Here is a 16,248-nt window from a genome sequence, read left to right as displayed (position 1 = left end):
GGAGCGAGACAGACATGAGCCATTCCCTGCGGCGCCTTGGCGCCCTTCCCCTTCTGCTGGCCTGCGCCGCAGCCGTCCACGCGCAGACGCCACCAGCAGCGCCAGCGACAGAGGGCTACCCGAACCGCACGGTCACCATCGTCGTGCCCTTCCCCGCGGGTGGCGGCACCGATCTCGGCGCGCGGCTGCTGGCGCAGAAGCTCGCGCAGAAATGGGGCCAGGGCGTGGTGGTCGACAACCGCGCAGGCGCGGCCGGGCTGGTCGGCGCCGAGATGGTCGCCAAGGCCAAGCCCGACGGCTACACGCTGCTCATCGGCAACGTCGGCACGCAGTCCATCAACCCCTCGCTCTACAAGAAGATGCCCTACGACACGGACCGCGCCTTCGCGCCCGTGTCGCTGGTGGCCGAACTCCCGTTCGTGATGATGGTCGGCCCCAGCGTGCAGGCGAAGAACGTGAAGGAGTTCGTCACGCTCGCCAAGGCCTCGCCCGACAAGCTGATGTTCGCCAGTTCCGGCAGCGGCGGCTCGCCGCACCTGACCGGCGAGATCTTCGCGGCGGCAGCCGGCGTGCGCATGACGCACGTGCCTTACAAGGGTGGCACGCCCGCGATGACCGACCTGATGGGCGGCCATGTCGATGTGCTGTTCGCCTCCATCCTCGAATCCGCGAGCTACATCAAGGCGGGCAAGCTGCGCGGCCTGGCGGTCACGGGCAGCGCCCGGTCGCCCACCTTGCCCGACGTGCCGACGCTTGCCGAAGCGGGCGTGCCCAACGCCGAATCGGGCTCATGGATCGGGCTGCTCGCGCCGGCAGGCACGCCGCAGGCGATCGTCGACAAGCTGGCGGCCGACGTGAAGAGCGTGCTCTCGGTGGCCGAGACGCGGCAGACCCTCGTGGAACAGGGCGCGGTCCCGCGCGGCACCGGCCCGGCCGAACTCAAGGCACTGATCGACACCGACCGCGCGCGCTACGGCCGCGTGATTCGCGACAAGAACATCGGCGTCGATTGAGCGCCGTATCCGAACCACGAGACAAGCCCATGAACCAGACTTCCGGCAGCCGCCGCGCGGCACTCCAGACCCTCGGCGCCCTCGGCATCGCCTCGGCTCTCCCCGGCATCGCCGTGGCCCAGGCCGATGCATGGCCCAGCCGTCCGATCACCTACGTCGTCCCCTTCACGCCCGGCGGCTCGACCGACGTGATCGGCCGCGTGATCGCGCAGAAACTCGGCGAAGCCCTCGGCCAGCCGGTGGTGGTCGACAACAAGCCGGGCGCGGCGGGCGCAGTCGGCGCGAGCTACGTCGCGAAGGCCAAGCCCGACGGCTACACGCTCTTCGGCGGCACCATCAGCACGCACGCCATCAACGCAAGCCTCTACAAGAACCTGCCCTATGACCCGGTGAAGGACTTCGAGCCGATCTCGCTCGTCGCCTTCCTGCCCAACGTGCTGATCGTCGATCCGAACCTCGGTGTGAACACGGTGCCGGAGCTGATCGCGCTGCTCAAGAAAGATCCGTCGAAGCGCACCTTCGCCTCGTCGGGCGCCGGCACCTCCACCCACCTCGCGGGCGAGATGCTGGGCGACATGATCGGCGTGAAGCTCACGCACATCCCGTACAAGGGCACGCCGCCCGCGATGCTCGATGTCTCGTCGGGCCAGGTCACCTTCATGTTCGACCAGATCACTGCGGCGCTGCCGCTGGTGCAGGCCGGCAAGCTCAAGTTGCTCGCGGTCACCACGGCCAAGCGCATGGCGCTGGCGCCGCAGTTGCCGACGATGGCCGAAGCCGGCGTGCCCGGATTCGAGATGGCCTCGTGGCAGGCCGTCTATGCGCCGAAGGACCTGCCCAAGCCGATCGCGCAACGGCTCTCGACCGAGATCGCCAGGATCCTGCAGATGCCCGACGTGAAGGACAAGCTCACGAATCAGTTGGGCATGGAGGTCGTGGCCGGTTCTCCCGCGCAGCTTGCTGCGCTGATGCAGAAGGAAATCCCGCGCTGGGGCGAACTGGTCCGCAAATCCGGCGCTTCACCGAACTAACCCCCAGGCTCGCCCACTTCCATTTATTCGCTGACTGACCATGACTGAAACCACCGCACCTACTCCCCTCTCCGACGCATCCCGCGAACTGCTCCGCCATGTGAGCGTCGCCACGCTCTGCACGCAGCTCTTCAAGCGCGGCTTCCGCAACGTGTACCTGCAAGGCGTCGGCCGACTGACGAAGCCTTCGGGCGGCAACCTCGTCGGCCCGGCCTTCACGATGCGCAACATCCCGGCGCGCGAGGACCTCGACCAGATCAGCGCCTTCGACGACCCGAACCATCCGCAGCGCAAGGGCATCGAGAGCGTGCCGCCCGGCCACGTCCTCGTCATCGATTGCCGCGGAGAGACGCGCGTGGCATCGGGCGGCCAGATCCTCACCACGCGCCTCAAGGTGCGCGGCGCGGCGGGGCTGGTGTCCGACGGGCCGGTGCGCGACAGCGGCCCGATCTCGCAGATGGACTTCCCCGTCTTCTGCGCGGGCGGCAGTGCGCCGCTCAACCTGATCCACCACCATGCGATCGACCTCAACGTGCCGATCGGTTGCGGCGGCGTGGCCGTGTACCCCGGCGACGTGGTGGTCGGCGACGACGAAGGCGTGGTCGTCATTCCGCAGCACCTCGCCGAAGAAGTGGCACGCGACGCCACCGAGCAGGAAAAGATGGAGGCCTTCATCCTCGCGCGCATCGAAGGCGGCGCGAAGCTCGCGGGAACCTATCCGCCGAATGCCGAGACGCGTGCTGCGTACGAGGCCACGCGCAAGAACGCGGGCTGAACCGGACACGGAGTCACCATGCAACGCAGAACTCTCGCCGCCGCGGCACTCCTCGCCCTCGCGTGTGCCGTGCCCGCAGCGGCACAGCAGTTTCCGAGCAAGCCCATCACCATCGTCGTGCCCGCCTCGCCGGGCGGCGCCATCGACCTGACGGCACGTCTCATCGGACAGAAGCTCACCGAGGCGTGGGGCCAGTCGGTGGTGATCGACAACCGAGCGGGCGCGACCGGCATCATCGGCACCGATCTCGTGGCCAAGAGCCCGCCGGACGGCCACATGCTGGCCCTGGTCGCGAGCAGCCATGCGATCAACCCCAGCATGGTGAAGAAGCTGCCCTTCGACACGGTCAAGGGCTTCGAGCCGGTGGTGCTGACGCACGTCGTGCCGCTCGTGCTGGTGGTGTCGCCCACCGTGCCTGTGAATTCGCTCAAGGAGCTGATCGCCTACGGCAAGGCCAACCCGGGCAAGCTGAGCTTCGCCTCCAGCGGCAGCGGCGGCGCGCCGCACTTCTCGGGCGAGCTGTTCAAGAGCATGACCGCCATCGACATGACGCACATCCCCTACAAGGGCAGCACGCTGGCGCACCCCGACCTCATCAGCGGACGCACCTCGCTCATGTTCGACACCGTCGCGGCGGTCAATGTGCAGGTCAAGGCCAACCGGCTGAAGCCGCTGGCCGTGACGACGCTCAAGCGCTCGTCGATCCTGCCGGACGTGCCCACGATGCAGGAGGCCGGCCTGGCCGGCTACGAGACCAGCACCTGGGGCGGGCTGCTCGCGCCGGCCGGCACGCCGAAGGCCACGGTCGCCAGACTCAACGCCGAGGTCAACAAGATCCTCGCGATGCCGGAGGTGCGCAAGACCTTGCTGGACAACGGCATCGAACCCGGCGGCGGCTCGCCGCAGCAGTTCACCGACTTCATCGGCGCCGAGATGGTCAAGTGGGCCAAGGTCGCCAAGGACGCCGGCATCCAGCCCGAATGACCCCTTCTCCCCCGCCACTCCACACACCACCCACCATGCGACATCGTGTACTGCAGCACGGCCGGCTCCTGCCCGCCGTCGAATCCCGCCTCGCCGCGCAATACGACCTTCATCCACTCTGGCAGGAAGCCGATCCGCAAGCCTTCCTGAAGGCGCATGGCGGCGAGTTCGTCGGCCTCGCCACCACCGCGCGATTCGGCGCGGATGCGGCGCTGATCGCCGCGATGCCGTCGCTCAAGATCATCTCCAGCTTCGGCGTCGGGCTCGACGCGATCGACCTGAACGCCGCACGCGAGCGCGGCATCGCCGTCGGCTACACGCCGGACGTGCTCAACGATTGCGTCGCGGACACGGCCTTCGCGCTCGTGCTGGACGTGGCGCGCCGCATCAGCGCATCCGACCGCTTCGTGCGGCGCGGTGATTGGCTCAAAGGCCAGTTCCCGCTCGCGACCAGGGTGTCGGGCAAGCGGCTCGGCATTCTCGGCATGGGGCGCATCGGTCGCGTGATCGCGCGTCGCGCCAGCGGCTTCGACATGGAGGTGCGCTATCACAACCGTCGGCCGCTCGCCGACGTCGACCACGGCTACGCGTCGACGCTCGAAGAGCTGGCGGCGTGGTGCGACTTCCTCGTCATTGCGAGTGCGGGCGGCGCCGAGACGCGCGGCCTGGTCTCGCGCGAGATCCTCGATGCGCTCGGGCCCGAGGGCTTCCTCGTCAACATCTCGCGCGGCACCGTGGTGGACGAGACAGCGCTCGTCGAAGCCTTGCAGAACCACCGCATCGCAGGCGCCGGCCTCGACGTCTTCGAGAACGAGCCCCAGGTGCCCGAGGCGCTGATGGCGCTCGACAACGTGGTGCTGCTGCCGCACCTGGCGAGCAACACGCACGAAACGCGCGCCGCGATGGGGCAGCGGGTGGAAGACAACCTCGCGGCCTTCTTCGCGGGACGGCCCCTGCTGAGTCCGGCGCTCTGACTCAGCGAGTGCCGCCCGGCCGCACGTGCAGACGGCGGCCGGCGCCCCAGCCGCTCCAGGCCATGCCGGCGGCGATGACGACCATCAATGCGGCGGAGGACTGGAAACCGCCGGTCCAGCCGCGCAGCAAGCCTGCAATGAGCGGGCCGGTGGCGGCCAGCACGTAGCCCCAGCCCTGCGCCATGGCCGACAGTTGCGCGGTCACGCTCGCGTCGGGCGAGCGCATCACGATCAGGCTCAGTGCCAGCGCGAACGATCCGCCTTGGCCGCAGCCGAGCAGCACGGCCCAGAACCAGACGCCGCCCAGCGGCGCGAATAGGAAGGCCAGCATCGACAGCAGGATGATGACCGTGAGGCCGAGCGCCAGCCCGCGCTGGTTGCGGCAGCGCGCGGCGATCGAGGGCGTCACGAGGCAGGTCGCGAGCTGCACGAGGATCGACACGCCCAGCACGTAGCCGGCGGTCGCGCTGTCCAGGCCGCGTTCGCGCAGCATCGGCGCCAGCCATCCCATGACGATGTAGGCCAGCGAGGATTGCAGCCCCATGAAGCAGGTCACCTGCCACGCGAGCCGGTCGCGCCACAGGCTGCCGGTGTGCGCGCTGGCGTGGGCCTGCCGCGCACGTGCGGCCAGCGCCTGCGGCGCCCACAGCAGCATGACGACGCCGGCGGGCAGCGCCCAGAAGGCCAACGCGGCCGTCCAGGACCCGCCGAAGGCATGTTCCAGCGGGACGGTGAATGCCGCCGAACTCGACGCACCCGCGCACACGGCCAGCGTGTAGAAGCCGGTCATCATCGCGGCGTGGCTGCTGAAGTCGCGCTTGACCAGGCCCGGCAGCAGCACATTGGAGACCGCGATGCCTGCGCCGGCCAGCGCCGACGAGAAGAACAGCATCGGCAGGCTGCCCGTCCCGCGCAACAGCGTGCCGATGCAGATGAAGAGCAGCGCGCCCAGCAGCGTGCGCTCGGGGCCGAAGCGCCGGGCCAGCGCCGGTGCGGGCGCGGCGAAGAGGCCGAGGCAAAGCAGCGGCAGCGTGGTCAGCAGGCTCGCGCCCGATGCCGAGAGGCCGGTGTCCTTCATGACCTCGGGCAGCAGGACGGAGAGGCTGCCGAACACCGGTCGCAGGTTGAACGCGATCAGGATCAGGCTGAGACCCAGCAGCACCTGGCGTGCGCGCGTCGGAGTCGAAGGAGTAGCGGATGCGGATGCGGAGGCGAGTGCGGGAGCCGCGAGTGAGCCGGGGGCTCGGGCTGAAGAAGGCATGGCTGTCTTTGTTCTTGGGGATTCGGAAGCGGGCGCGAGCCGCCGGGGACTGTAGCCGCATCGGTTCGCGCGTGCCGGCCGCGACGAAGTAGCCGCGCGAACATCGCGGTGAAACACCCCGCTGTTCGACCCATTGAATCTCGACGATGGGCGGGAAAATTGGCGCGACAGCGGCACGGGACGCATGCGCGCGATGCCGATGACCAAGACAGAACAAGGGGAGCGCCAGCTACACATGATCATCAACGCACTGCGGTTCACAGGAGCCGATTCGGGCCCCTGCGTGCTGGGCGCGCCCATCTTCGCGTACTACGGCGAGATCCACATCGGCACGCTGGACCCGGTGCCCGTGAGCCGCGGCGGCACCGAGGTCCGCATCCAGTACTACACGCCATCGACCGACGCGGGCAGCCGCGACTTGCAGAAGCTGCGCATCGGCCGCGTGCTGCTCCTGGAGCTGGTGGCGTTCATGGCGACGCACTTCTCCAGCGTGTCGGTGATCAGCTTCATCCTGAACCGGGACATCGAGGGCTACGGCAACGGCATCCGGCTGGCGGGGTCGCGATCGGCGCTGCTGCAAAGCATCGGCGCGGAGCACATCGTGATCACGCCCAAGCCGAAGGGCGAACGCGCGGGTCACTTCGTGGTGGCCGCGTTCTGGCAATACAACGTGGCCAACCTGACGGCGCTCAACGCGGCCACTCAGGCCGAATGGGCCGGCTTCAGGGAGCGTGAAGCCGCCGCGCTGACGGGCAAGGCGCCGCGTGCGAACTCCTGGCTGCGCCGCTTCCTCGCGCAACGGGCACGCGCCGCCGGCGGCCGCAGGCCGCGGCGTTGAAGCTCAGGCGGTTTCCAGCTCGCGGAAGCACTTGAGCATCGCCGTCACGCCCCGGGCCTTGATCTGCCCGTGGCGCCAGTCGGGCGCCTCGTGGTCCATCTGCACGCAGAGATCGTCCCAGGCCTCGGCGATGGCCGCCCACTCCGCAATGCCCGGCTCGGCCACGCGCTGCGCGAGCACCGGCAACGCGCGCCGCAACGCGGGCACCTGCTCGATCAGCAGGCGGCAGCGCCGGAAGGCATTTGCCTCGCGGGGGAGATCCCGCATCGTCGTTCCCCGGTAGTACCGGGGCCTGACACCCGTCAACAGCACGAACAGGGCGAGACTCGACGGCCCCTGCTCCCCGGCCGCGAGCCAGCGCAGCGAATGCGAATCGAGCCGCAGCGCGGCCCGGCCCAGTTGCGCGCGCATGCGTTCGACGGCGGCAGGCGTCTCCTGCCGCCGGATGCGCGCGAGCGCCTCGGGCCGCCCGATGACGGCCGTCGCGTCCAGCATGCGCGCAAGTCCGGGGTGCAGCACCTCGCTGTCATGCGCCTGCCGCATGAGGTCCAGGAACTCCGGCAGCGGCATGTGCCCATAGACGAGCCTGCACCCTTCGCGCATCAGGATTCGGTAGCTGGCATCGCCATGTCGGGTTGGGGTCACTCCGTTCTATCGGCAGGAGGACGGCCGGAGAACAGGGGGTGGGCGATTTTTTTGGAGCGCCGGCGCAGAATTCCGCCCCATGGCCGCACCTTCCACACCCCATCGCCCGCTCATCCTCCAGCACGCCGACGTGCTGGTCACCATGGACGCAGCACGACGCGAGATACCGGACGGAGCAGTCGTCACGGACGGCCCGGCCATCGCCTGGACTGGCCCCACGGCCGAGCTGCCGGTGGTCTACGCCGAGGCACTCCGCAACGGACAGGCCGAGTCGATCGACATGCGCGGCCATGTCGTGATGCCGGGGTTGGTCAACACGCACCACCACATGTACCAGAGCCTCACGCGCGCCGTGCCCGAGGCGCAGGACGCCGAACTCTTCGGTTGGCTCACGAACCTCTACCTGCTGTGGGCACGCATCACGCCCGAGATGATCCGCGTGTCGACGCAAACCGCGATGGCCGAGCTGATGCTCTCGGGCTGCACCACCACCAGCGATCACCTCTATCTTTTTCCGAACGGCGCGCGGCTGGACGACTCGATCGAGGCCGCCGACACGATGGGCATGCGCTTCCATGCCTCACGCGGCAGCATGAGCGTGGGCCGCAGCCTCGGCGGCCTGCCGCCCGACGAAGTGGTCGAGACCGAGGACGCCATCCTGCGCGACAGCGAGCGGCTCATCGGCCGCTGGCACGATGCCTCGCGGCACGCGATGCGCCGCATCGTGCTCGCGCCCTGCTCGCCCTTCTCGGTCTCGCGCGACCTGATGCGGCTGTCGGCGGAGCTGGCGCGCGAGCGCGGCGTCTCGCTGCACACGCACCTGGCGGAGAACGACAACGACATCGCCTACTCCCGCGAGAAGTTCGGCATGACGCCGGCCGAGTACGCGGAGGACCTGGGCTGGGTCGGCCGCGACGTGTGGCACGCGCACTGCGTCAAGCTCGACGAAGCCGGCATCGCCCTCTTCGGCCGCACCGGCACCGGCGTGGCGCACTGCCCCTGCTCCAACATGCGGCTGGCCTCGGGCATCGCGCCCATCGGTGCGATGCGCCGCGCGGGCGTGCCGGTGGGGCTCGGCGTGGACGGCAGCGCATCGAACGACGGCGCCCACATGCTCGGCGAGGCGCGCCAGGCGATGCTGCTGCAGCGCGTGGGCTTCGGGCCGGCGGCGATGACGGCGCGCGAGGCACTGGAGATCGCGACGCTGGGCGGCGCGCAGGTCCTCGGCCGCGACGACATCGGCGCGCTCGCGCCGGGCATGTCCGCCGACATCGTGGCTTTCGACCTGCGCGGGGTGGCGCACGCCGGCGCGGGGCACGATCCGGTGGCCGCGCTGGTGTTCTGCCAGCCGGGCGCCGCGGCCCTGAACGTGATCAACGGCCGCGTGCGCATACGGGATGGCCGCTTCACCGACCTGGAACTCGAACCACTGCTCGCCCGGCACCGCGATCTGGCGCGCACGCTGTATGAAAAGACCCGCCGCCCTCATTTGGATTGAGGGGTGCCCGGTCAGGCGCGGCGGGTATGCTGGCAGGCTGCCATGAATCACCCCGACGCCAGCCTCGAAATTTCCCTGAACCTGCCGGAAGGCTGGACCTTCGACCTCCAGCTCACGCGGGGCGAAGACCAGTTGCACGGCGGCGTGGCCGAGTTGCGCGAAGGCGGGGTGCTGCGTTGCCGGATGCTCCTGTCCAACCTGGACGGCGACCGCAAGGCCGCGCTGGACCGCGTCGCCACGCGCGTCGAATTCTGGCTGGCCGAGTGGCAGTCGAGGGATCACTCCGGCAACACGGGCTTCGCCGACCTCTAGACGCCACTCACGGTTTTCCGTGATGGCGCAATCGGCCTTCTCTTTGTATCGTCGTGGGTTCCGCTCCGGCGGATGGACGAACAAAGCTATCTGGAAGAGTCAGTGTCATGCAGCCTGAGGTCGAGATCACGAAACGGGGGGAGAAGCACTTCAACGCATATGTCGGCATCGGCGACGGAAGCCGCCGCTACGCACGCGAAGGCCTGGCCTCCGTGGCCGAATGCCTGCAGGACGCGGCGGCCGTGCTCGGATCTGAATTCAACTACGCCACCGTCATCTACGACCGCATGCGGATCGGCAGCTACCCCGTGGCCGTGATGGCGCACCGCGCGTTCGACGTCGCCGACGAACTCATGACCAAGCTGTCGAACCGGCGCGTGCCGGCCTGAGGCGTCCCCGCGCCAGGCTACGCCTTCACTTGTTCGGCTGCGGCGTCAGGCGCAGGTAGGGGCGGACGGCCTTGTAGCCCTTGGGAAAGCGCTCGGCGATCTCGGCCGGATCCTGCAGGCTCGGGATGATGACGACGTCGTCGCCGTCCTTCCAGTTCACCGGCGTTGCGACCTTGTGGCTGTCGGTGAGTTGCAGCGAGTCGATCACTCGAAGGATCTCGTCGAAGTTGCGCCCGGTGCTCGCCGGGTAGGTGATGGTGGTGCGGATCACCTTCTTCGGGTCGATGATGAAGACGCTGCGCACCGTCGCCGTGGTGGAGGCGTTCGGGTGGATCAGGTCATAGAGGCTTGCCACCTTGCGATCGGCGTCGGCCAGGATCGGGAAGTTGACCGTCGTGTCCTGCGTGTCGTTGATGTCGGCGATCCATTCCTTGTGCTTGTCGACCGGATCGACGCTGATCGCGATCGGCTTGACGCCGCGCTTCGCGAACTCGCCCGACAGCGCAGCCGTCTTGCCCAGCTCGGTGGTGCAGACCGGCGTGAAATCGGCCGGGTGCGAGAAGAAGACCACCCATGAATCGCCGGCCCACGCATGGAAATCGATCGGGCCATCGCTGGACGCCTGGGTGAAGTTGGGGGCGGTGTCGCCGAGTCGCAGGGTCGCCATGAAGACTCCAGAAAGATCGAAGGAAAAGGACTCGCGATTGTCCGGATCTGCGCGGGCCGGCCCAACGAAGGTCTTGTACTTTCTACATCGCAATTCCGCATATGCGCCGTGTGCGTTCATCTCCGCGTCCTCCCCAATGCCCGCGCGCTTCAGCCAGCCCACAATGGCCGCCGGAGACACAAACAAGAAGAGGGGCGCGACCCGATGGGCCAACACAACTTCCTGCATCTCTGGGATGACAGGTTCCTCTACCTCACGCCGGAGATCCACTCCGGCCTGACCGCGCGTTCGTCCGCCACGCTGCTGGTGTCGGCCGTCGGCCGGCCGTTCCGGCTGGAGGCGCTGGACGGCACCTGCGTGCGCTGCGAGGCCGCGCTCGTGCCCCCGCACGTGCCGCGCCGGCTGGACGTGGACGGCGGCGGACTGCTGTCGCTCAACGTCGACCCGGCCTCGATCGCCTACCGCATGCTGGCGCGGCGCACGGGCGGCCAGGGCATCCAGGTGCTGGACGCGCAATGCTTCGGCAAGCTGCGCGAGGCCTTCCAGCCGGCGCTGGAGGGCGCGCTCACGGCGCGGCAGCTGCGCACGCTCAGCGCCGGCCTGATCGAAGCGGTGGCCGGCGGTCCCGAGCGCGACAGCGCGCTGGACCCACGGGTGGACCGGGTGCTGCGCGCCATCCGCGAGAGCGCCGAGCCGCAGTCGCTGGCGCGGCTGTCGGCCATCGCCTGCCTGTCGCCGGACCGCCTGACCCACCTGTTCGCGCAGCAGGTCGGCGTGTCGATCAAGCGCTATGCGCTGTGGAGCAAGGTGCGGCGCTCGGTGCAGCAGTTCAGCGGCGGCCGGCGCCTGACCGACGCCGCGCTGGACGGCGGCTTCACCGACGCGGCCCACATGAGCCGCACCTTCCAGAACTACTTCGGACTGCCGCCGTCCTTCCTGGCCAGCCAGGTCTCGGTGATCACCGACGCGCAGTCGCACGCCTGGGGCCACGATCTGGCCGCCGCATAGCGGCTCTGTACAAGCCAGCACCTCGCGCGCTGCCTATGCTGCCCGAGGCTCCGCCAAGAGAGCCGGTTCGAGCATTCCACTGGAGACAACATGCGACTTTCCCTTTCTCGCGGCCGGGTGCCGCTGTCCGCGCTCGCGCTCGCCACGGCGGCGCTGGTCACCGCCTGCGGCGGCGGCGGAGGCGGCGGCTTCTTCCCGACCTCGCCGGCCACCCCCGGCAATCCCGCTGCCCCCGAGGCCACCTACAAGGCCGAGATCCGCCGCACTGCCATGGGCATCCCGCACATCAAGGCCGACAACTGGGGCGGCGCGGGCTACGGCTACGGCTACGCGCAGGCGCAGGACGACCTGTGCACCATGGCCAATTCCTTCCTCACATACCGGGGCGAGCGCTCGAAGCATTTCGGCGCCGACGCGCTGATCCCCTTCTCCAGCACCATTGGCCGGCCGAAGAACATCGACTCCGACTTCTTCCACCGCCACGTGCTCAATGACGACGTCGTCAAGTCCATGATCGCTGCGCAGCCCGACACGCTGAAGTCGCTGGTCGCGGGCTTCGCGGCCGGCTACAACCGCTACGTGCGCGATATCAAGGCCGGCGGCGACACGGGCGCGCATGCCGCCTGCCGCAGCGAAGCCTGGGTCGCACCGGTGACCAGCGAGGACGTCTTCCGCCGCATGTACGCGGCCAACTTCGCCGGCGGCTACAGCAACTTCCTGCCCAACATCGCCAACGCCATCGCCCCGGCCGCCGCCACGCCCACCGCGGCGATGACCCGCCGCGCCGCGCAGGCCACGCAACTGGCCATCGCGCCCGCAAAGCTGCCCGAGTTCCAGGTCGGCGGCCATGAAGGCGTGGGCAGCAACATGATCGGCTTCGGCACCGCCGCCACCGGCGACGCGAGCCCGCTGCTGTTCGGCAATCCGCACTGGTACTGGCGCGGTCCGGACCGCTTCTACCAGGCGCAGCTGACCATCCCCGGCCAGCTCAACGTCAGCGGCACCTCCTTCCTCGGCATCCCGGTCATCCTGATCGGCTTCAACGACAACGTCGCCTGGAGCCACACGGTCTCGACCGCGCGCCGCTTCGGCTTCTTCCAGCTCACGCTGGCCTCGGGCGACCCGACCAGCTACATGCGCGACGGCCAGGCCGTGAAGATGAAGGCGCGCAGCATCACGGTGCAGGTGCGCCTGGACGGCGGCGGCGTGTCGCCGGTGACCCGCACGCTGTACGAGTCCGAGTACGGCCCCCTGGTCAACCTCGGCGTGCTCAACCCGGCGCTGGGCTGGAGCCAGACCACCGCCTTCGCGATCCGCGACGTGAACGGCGACAACTTCCGCCTGTTCCGCAACTGGCAGCGCTGGAACCAGGCCAAGTCGCTGGACGAGTTCAGCACCATCCAGCGCGAAGAGGCGGCCATTCCGTGGGTCAACACCGTGGCAGTGGGCCGCGGAAGCGCCAAGGCCTGGTACGCGGACATCGGCGCGATCCCCAACGTGCCGCCGGCCCAGCTGGCCAGCTGCGGCACCCCGCTGGGCGCGGCGCTCGGCCCCTCGCTGCCGCGCGTGCCTGTGATGGACGGCTCCCGGAGCGCCTGCGACTGGCAGAGCGATGCCGATTCGGTGCAGAAGGGCGCCATCGGCCCGGCACGCCTGCCCAGCCTGATGCGCGACGACTATGTCGCCAACATGAACGACAGCTACTGGCTGGCCAACCCGGCCGAGCCGCTGACCGGCTACCCGACCATCCTCGGACCGGCCGGCAGCGAGGCGGTGAGTTTCCGCACCCGCCTGGGCAACCTGCTGGCCCAGGGGCGGCTGGCCGCCACCGACGGCTACGCCGGCAAGAACGCGACCAGCGACACCGTGCGGAAGATGGTGCTCAACAGTCGCGTTCACACGGCCGAGCTGTTCAAGGACCAGGCGATCGCGCTGGTGTGTGCGCCCACGCCGATCTCGGTCATCGGCGACACAGCGACCGGCGAGACCTTCGCCACGCCCAAGACGGTGGACCCGGCCGAGGCCTGCGCGGTACTGGGAGCCTGGGACAACACAGGCACCCGGACCTCGCGCGGCGCGCACCTGTGGGACGAGTTCTGGACACGGGCGTCCAGGGTCTCGGCCGCGACGCTGTACCAGGTGCCCTTCAGCGCGAGCGACCCGATCCACACCCCGCGTGACCTGAAGACCGACGCCGGCCTCTCCGCCACGCTGCGGCAGGCGCTGGGTGCCGCGGTGCTGCGAGTTCAGGCCAGTGGCTACGCGCTGGATGCGCAGCGCGGCGACTACCTCTACGCCACGCGCGGCGGCCAGAAGGTGCCGCTGTTCGGCGGCTGCGGCGGTCAGGGCTACTTCACCGTGACCTGCTCGGACAACCGGCTGGACCAGGGTGGCTACACCATGGACAACGACCCGAACGGCAACAGCTACATGCAGGTGGTGCGCTTTCCCGAAGGCGGCGTGGAGGCCCATACCTTCCTGACCTTCTCGCTGTCGGACGATCCGGCCTCGGCGCACAACGGCGACTACACGCGCGCCTACAGCGCGGGCGAGTGGCACAAGGTGCCGTTCTCGGAAGCCGAGATCACCGGCGACCCGGCGCTGAAGCGGACCAGCATCAGCGAGTGAGCGCGAACGCCGGCCGGTGGCTCACCGGCCGGCCGCGGCGCGCCCGACGGTCCGGGCCCGCCGCGGCCCGTCGCCAGGCTCAGTCGATCTCGCGCTGCCAGGCAGCGAACACGCCGCACACCAGCGCGATCACCGCCATCACCTGGAAGCCGTCGAGCGAGGCCATGAAGGTGGCCTGCTGCTCGAGCACGCGCGACAGCGAAGCCAGCGCCATCGCATGCGCCTCGCCGATCGCATGGCCGCTGGCCGTGAAGCCGCGCGTCAGCATGTCGAGCGTTTGCGTGAAGGTGGCGTTGGACGGGCTGGCCGATTCGGCGAGCCGCGTCTGGTGCAACGCCACGCGGTGCTGCTGCAGTGCGATGACGCTCGCGGTGGCGAACGAGATCGCGAGCTGCCGCACCAGGTTCTTGAGCCGGTAGCCGTGCGCGAAGTCCTCCGCCGCAAAGGCGCGGAAGGTGACGTTCGCGACCGGCAGCACGACGAACAGCATCATCAGCCCGCGCAGCAGCAGCGGCCCCGCGAGCTGCAGGCGGCCAACCTCGGGCGACATGCGCGCAAAGAGCCACGCCGCCAGCGCCGTGATGCCGAAGCCCGTGACGATCAACCACTTCTTGTGCGTGATGCGCCCCGAGTACTTGAGGTACACGAAGAGCAGCATGCCCGACACCAGCGAGGTCGCACCCGTGAAATAGCCCGTGTCGCCGACCGTGAAGCCAAGACCGCCTTCCATCAGACGCGGCAGCAGGTAGCTGAAGCCGGTCGACAGGTAGTAATAGACCACGTAGAGCGCAAGCCCGACCTGGAAGGTCGATTGCCGCAATGCGTCGAGCCGGACGAGCGGCGCCGGGTGCTGCCACTGGTGGTACACGAACCAGCCAAGGCCCGCGACGCCGGCGATGGCCAGCCCGATGAGCGCCGGCGAGCCGGAGAACAGCTCGAAGTGCACGCGCGTGAGCACCACCTGCAACGCCGCCTGCGCCAGCGCGAACACGACGTAGGCCGCATAGTGCGGCGCGGTGCGCTCGTGCGGCGCGACGTCGCCGATGTCCGGCAGCGTCCACCAGGCCATCAAGCCCGCCAGTGCCGCCATCGGCGCCGTGGAGAAGAACAGCGAACGCCACTCGAAGTGCGTGACGAGCCAGGCGCCGACGATGGGCGCCAGCGCGCCGCTGAACACGATCAGCACCATGAAGGACTTGAGCGCCTTGGCGCGCCGCTGCGGCGGGATGCCGATCTGGATCAGGATGCGGCAGGCGCCCAGCATCGGCCCGACGAAGTAGCCCTGGAAGCCGCGCGCCAGCATGAGCTGCACCGAGTTCTCGCCCAGCGCGGCGCACACACCGCCGACTGCGAAGGCGAACATGCAGATCGCGAGATAACGCCGATAGCCGAGTCGCTCGACCCAGGCGTGCTGGTTCAGGATGCCGAGCACGGCGCCCAGCGCGTAAGCGCTCGATGCCCAGACGAGTTCATCGGCCGAGGCGTTCACGCCGCCGGCGATGTAGCTCGCGAAGAAGGCGAACAGCGCGTTGTCGAAATAATCGATGCCGGTCACCAGGCCGATGACCCATGGCGCCAACGCGGTGACGTCGATGCCGCGGCCTAAAGGCGCCGAGGCCGACCCGGTCATTTTTCCGGCCTCTTGCGCGTGGCGGGCAGGACGGCCTTCGCAGGCTGCTCGCGCCGGCGTTCCTCGAGGACCGACTCGAGCGATTCGCCGGTCAGCCGGCGCTCCACGTAGTCGATGTCGCGCCGCAGCTGCGCCTGCATCGTGGCGGCATCCTTCAGCTCGCGGCGGACCTGCGCGACACGGGTGTCGAGCGCGTCGAGTTGCTTGACCAGCGTTTCCTTCAGTTCCTTCAGCGACGCATTGGACAGCCGCGGCCGGCCGCCGTCTTCGGAAGGCTCGAAGGGCTTCTGGATCATTGCCGTGATGGTGGTGAGCGAAAAGCCGAGCGAGCGCATGCGCAGCACGCGCGAGAGCTTTTCGAGATCGGCCGCCTGATAGAGGCGGTAGCGGCCCTCGCTGCGCACCGGCACCACGATGCCGAGTTCCTCGTAGTACTTGAGGGTGCGCGGCGTGACGCCGAGACGCTCTGCAGCCTCTCGGACGGTGATGGTGTCGGGAACATGGGCCATGGGTCGATTCTACATCAACGTGTACGTTCACGTACATGTTTGCAGCCGCGCGTCCGTGACGGATTCACGGCGCTCGCCGATATGAT

16 protein-coding genes are annotated in these 16,248 nt (G+C 69.0%); 11 read left to right on the top strand and 5 right to left on the bottom strand.

Features of this window, described 5'->3' with window-relative positions; translation table 11 throughout:
- The first annotated feature begins 14 nt into the window (after window positions 1-14).
- From QTH90_RS14620 to QTH90_RS14600, 5 genes are read left to right on the top strand one after another with little or no spacing between them, the layout of a single operon-like run.
- A complete protein-coding gene (locus QTH90_RS14620) occupies window positions 15-1,013 on the top strand; it encodes a Bug family tripartite tricarboxylate transporter substrate binding protein (RefSeq protein WP_286665270.1) in 999 nt (332 codons plus the stop codon).
- 29 nt (window positions 1,014-1,042) lie between these two features.
- The gene (locus QTH90_RS14615; RefSeq protein ID WP_286665269.1) at window positions 1,043-2,044 is read left to right on the top strand and encodes a Bug family tripartite tricarboxylate transporter substrate binding protein; all 1,002 of its coding nucleotides are present in this window, start codon (window positions 1,043-1,045) and stop codon (window positions 2,042-2,044) included.
- 40 nt (window positions 2,045-2,084) lie between these two features.
- Window positions 2,085-2,819, top strand: coding sequence for a ribonuclease activity regulator RraA (locus QTH90_RS14610; RefSeq protein ID WP_286665268.1), 735 nt, complete (start codon window positions 2,085-2,087; stop codon window positions 2,817-2,819).
- Window positions 2,820-2,837: 18 nt separating this feature from the next.
- On the top strand, window positions 2,838-3,803 hold the full coding sequence (locus tag QTH90_RS14605) for a tripartite tricarboxylate transporter substrate binding protein (RefSeq protein ID WP_286665267.1): 966 nt from the start codon (window positions 2,838-2,840) through the stop codon (window positions 3,801-3,803).
- A gap of 35 nt (window positions 3,804-3,838) precedes the next feature.
- Window positions 3,839-4,777 (top strand): 2-hydroxyacid dehydrogenase, encoded by a 939-nt coding sequence (locus QTH90_RS14600; protein WP_286665266.1) that lies wholly within the window; start codon window positions 3,839-3,841, stop codon window positions 4,775-4,777.
- 1 nt (window position 4,778) lies between these two features.
- On the opposite strand, the gene QTH90_RS14595 is transcribed toward QTH90_RS14600, so the two are convergent.
- Window positions 4,779-6,038, bottom strand: coding sequence for a CynX/NimT family MFS transporter (locus tag QTH90_RS14595; RefSeq protein ID WP_286665265.1), 1,260 nt, complete (start codon window positions 6,036-6,038; stop codon window positions 4,779-4,781).
- 235 nt (window positions 6,039-6,273) lie between these two features.
- Between QTH90_RS14595 and QTH90_RS14590 the strand changes: the two genes are divergently transcribed.
- Window positions 6,274-6,876: a hypothetical protein gene (locus QTH90_RS14590; protein ID WP_286665264.1), complete on the top strand. Its 603-nt coding sequence runs from the start codon at window positions 6,274-6,276 to the stop codon at window positions 6,874-6,876.
- Window positions 6,877-6,879: 3 nt separating this feature from the next.
- On the opposite strand, the gene QTH90_RS14585 is transcribed toward QTH90_RS14590, so the two are convergent.
- Entirely contained in the window at window positions 6,880-7,521 is a 642-nt protein-coding gene (locus QTH90_RS14585; RefSeq protein WP_286665263.1) for a hypothetical protein, read from the bottom strand.
- A 79-nt stretch (window positions 7,522-7,600) separates the two neighbouring features.
- Between QTH90_RS14585 and QTH90_RS14580 the strand changes: the two genes are divergently transcribed.
- The 3 genes from QTH90_RS14580 to QTH90_RS14570 all read left to right on the top strand — a co-directional run bounded on the left by QTH90_RS14580 (window position 7,601) and on the right by QTH90_RS14570 (window position 9,720).
- Window positions 7,601-9,019, top strand: coding sequence for an 8-oxoguanine deaminase (locus QTH90_RS14580; RefSeq protein ID WP_286665262.1), 1,419 nt, complete (start codon window positions 7,601-7,603; stop codon window positions 9,017-9,019).
- A 42-nt stretch (window positions 9,020-9,061) separates the two neighbouring features.
- Window positions 9,062-9,331, top strand: a complete 270-nt coding sequence (locus QTH90_RS14575; protein ID WP_286665261.1) for a hypothetical protein — start codon at window positions 9,062-9,064, stop codon at window positions 9,329-9,331.
- A gap of 107 nt (window positions 9,332-9,438) precedes the next feature.
- Window positions 9,439-9,720 carry a hypothetical protein gene (locus tag QTH90_RS14570; RefSeq protein ID WP_286665260.1) on the top strand — a complete coding sequence of 94 codons (282 nt, stop codon included), beginning with the start codon at window positions 9,439-9,441 and terminating at the stop codon, window positions 9,718-9,720.
- A gap of 25 nt (window positions 9,721-9,745) precedes the next feature.
- Here QTH90_RS14570 and QTH90_RS14565 read toward each other — a convergent pair whose 3' ends face one another.
- Window positions 9,746-10,387: a peroxiredoxin gene (locus QTH90_RS14565; RefSeq protein ID WP_286665259.1), complete on the bottom strand. Its 642-nt coding sequence runs from the start codon at window positions 10,385-10,387 to the stop codon at window positions 9,746-9,748.
- 204 nt (window positions 10,388-10,591) lie between these two features.
- On the opposite strand from QTH90_RS14565, the gene QTH90_RS14560 reads away from it, so the two are divergent.
- Complete coding sequence (locus QTH90_RS14560; RefSeq protein WP_286665258.1) at window positions 10,592-11,395, top strand: helix-turn-helix domain-containing protein; 804 nt, start codon at window positions 10,592-10,594, stop codon at window positions 11,393-11,395.
- Window positions 11,396-11,485: 90 nt separating this feature from the next.
- Window positions 11,486-14,023 (top strand): penicillin acylase family protein, encoded by a 2,538-nt coding sequence (locus tag QTH90_RS14555; RefSeq protein ID WP_286665257.1) that lies wholly within the window; start codon window positions 11,486-11,488, stop codon window positions 14,021-14,023.
- Window positions 14,024-14,102: 79 nt separating this feature from the next.
- Here the strand turns inward: QTH90_RS14555 and QTH90_RS14550 are convergent, their stop codons facing one another.
- Window positions 14,103-15,653: an MFS transporter gene (locus tag QTH90_RS14550; protein ID WP_286665256.1), complete on the bottom strand. Its 1,551-nt coding sequence runs from the start codon at window positions 15,651-15,653 to the stop codon at window positions 14,103-14,105.
- Window positions 15,650-16,162 (bottom strand): MerR family transcriptional regulator, encoded by a 513-nt coding sequence (locus tag QTH90_RS14545; RefSeq protein ID WP_286665255.1) that lies wholly within the window; start codon window positions 16,160-16,162, stop codon window positions 15,650-15,652. Before QTH90_RS14545 ends, QTH90_RS14550 begins: the two co-directional genes overlap by 4 nt.
- Window positions 16,163-16,248 lie beyond the last annotated feature (86 nt).

It is taken from the genome of Variovorax flavidus, from assembly GCF_030317145.1.
GTDB lineage: Bacteria > Pseudomonadota > Gammaproteobacteria > Burkholderiales > Burkholderiaceae_C > Variovorax > Variovorax flavidus.
Note: the sequence above shows the minus strand (reverse complement) of the source record. Positions and strands in the feature narration are given on the sequence as shown.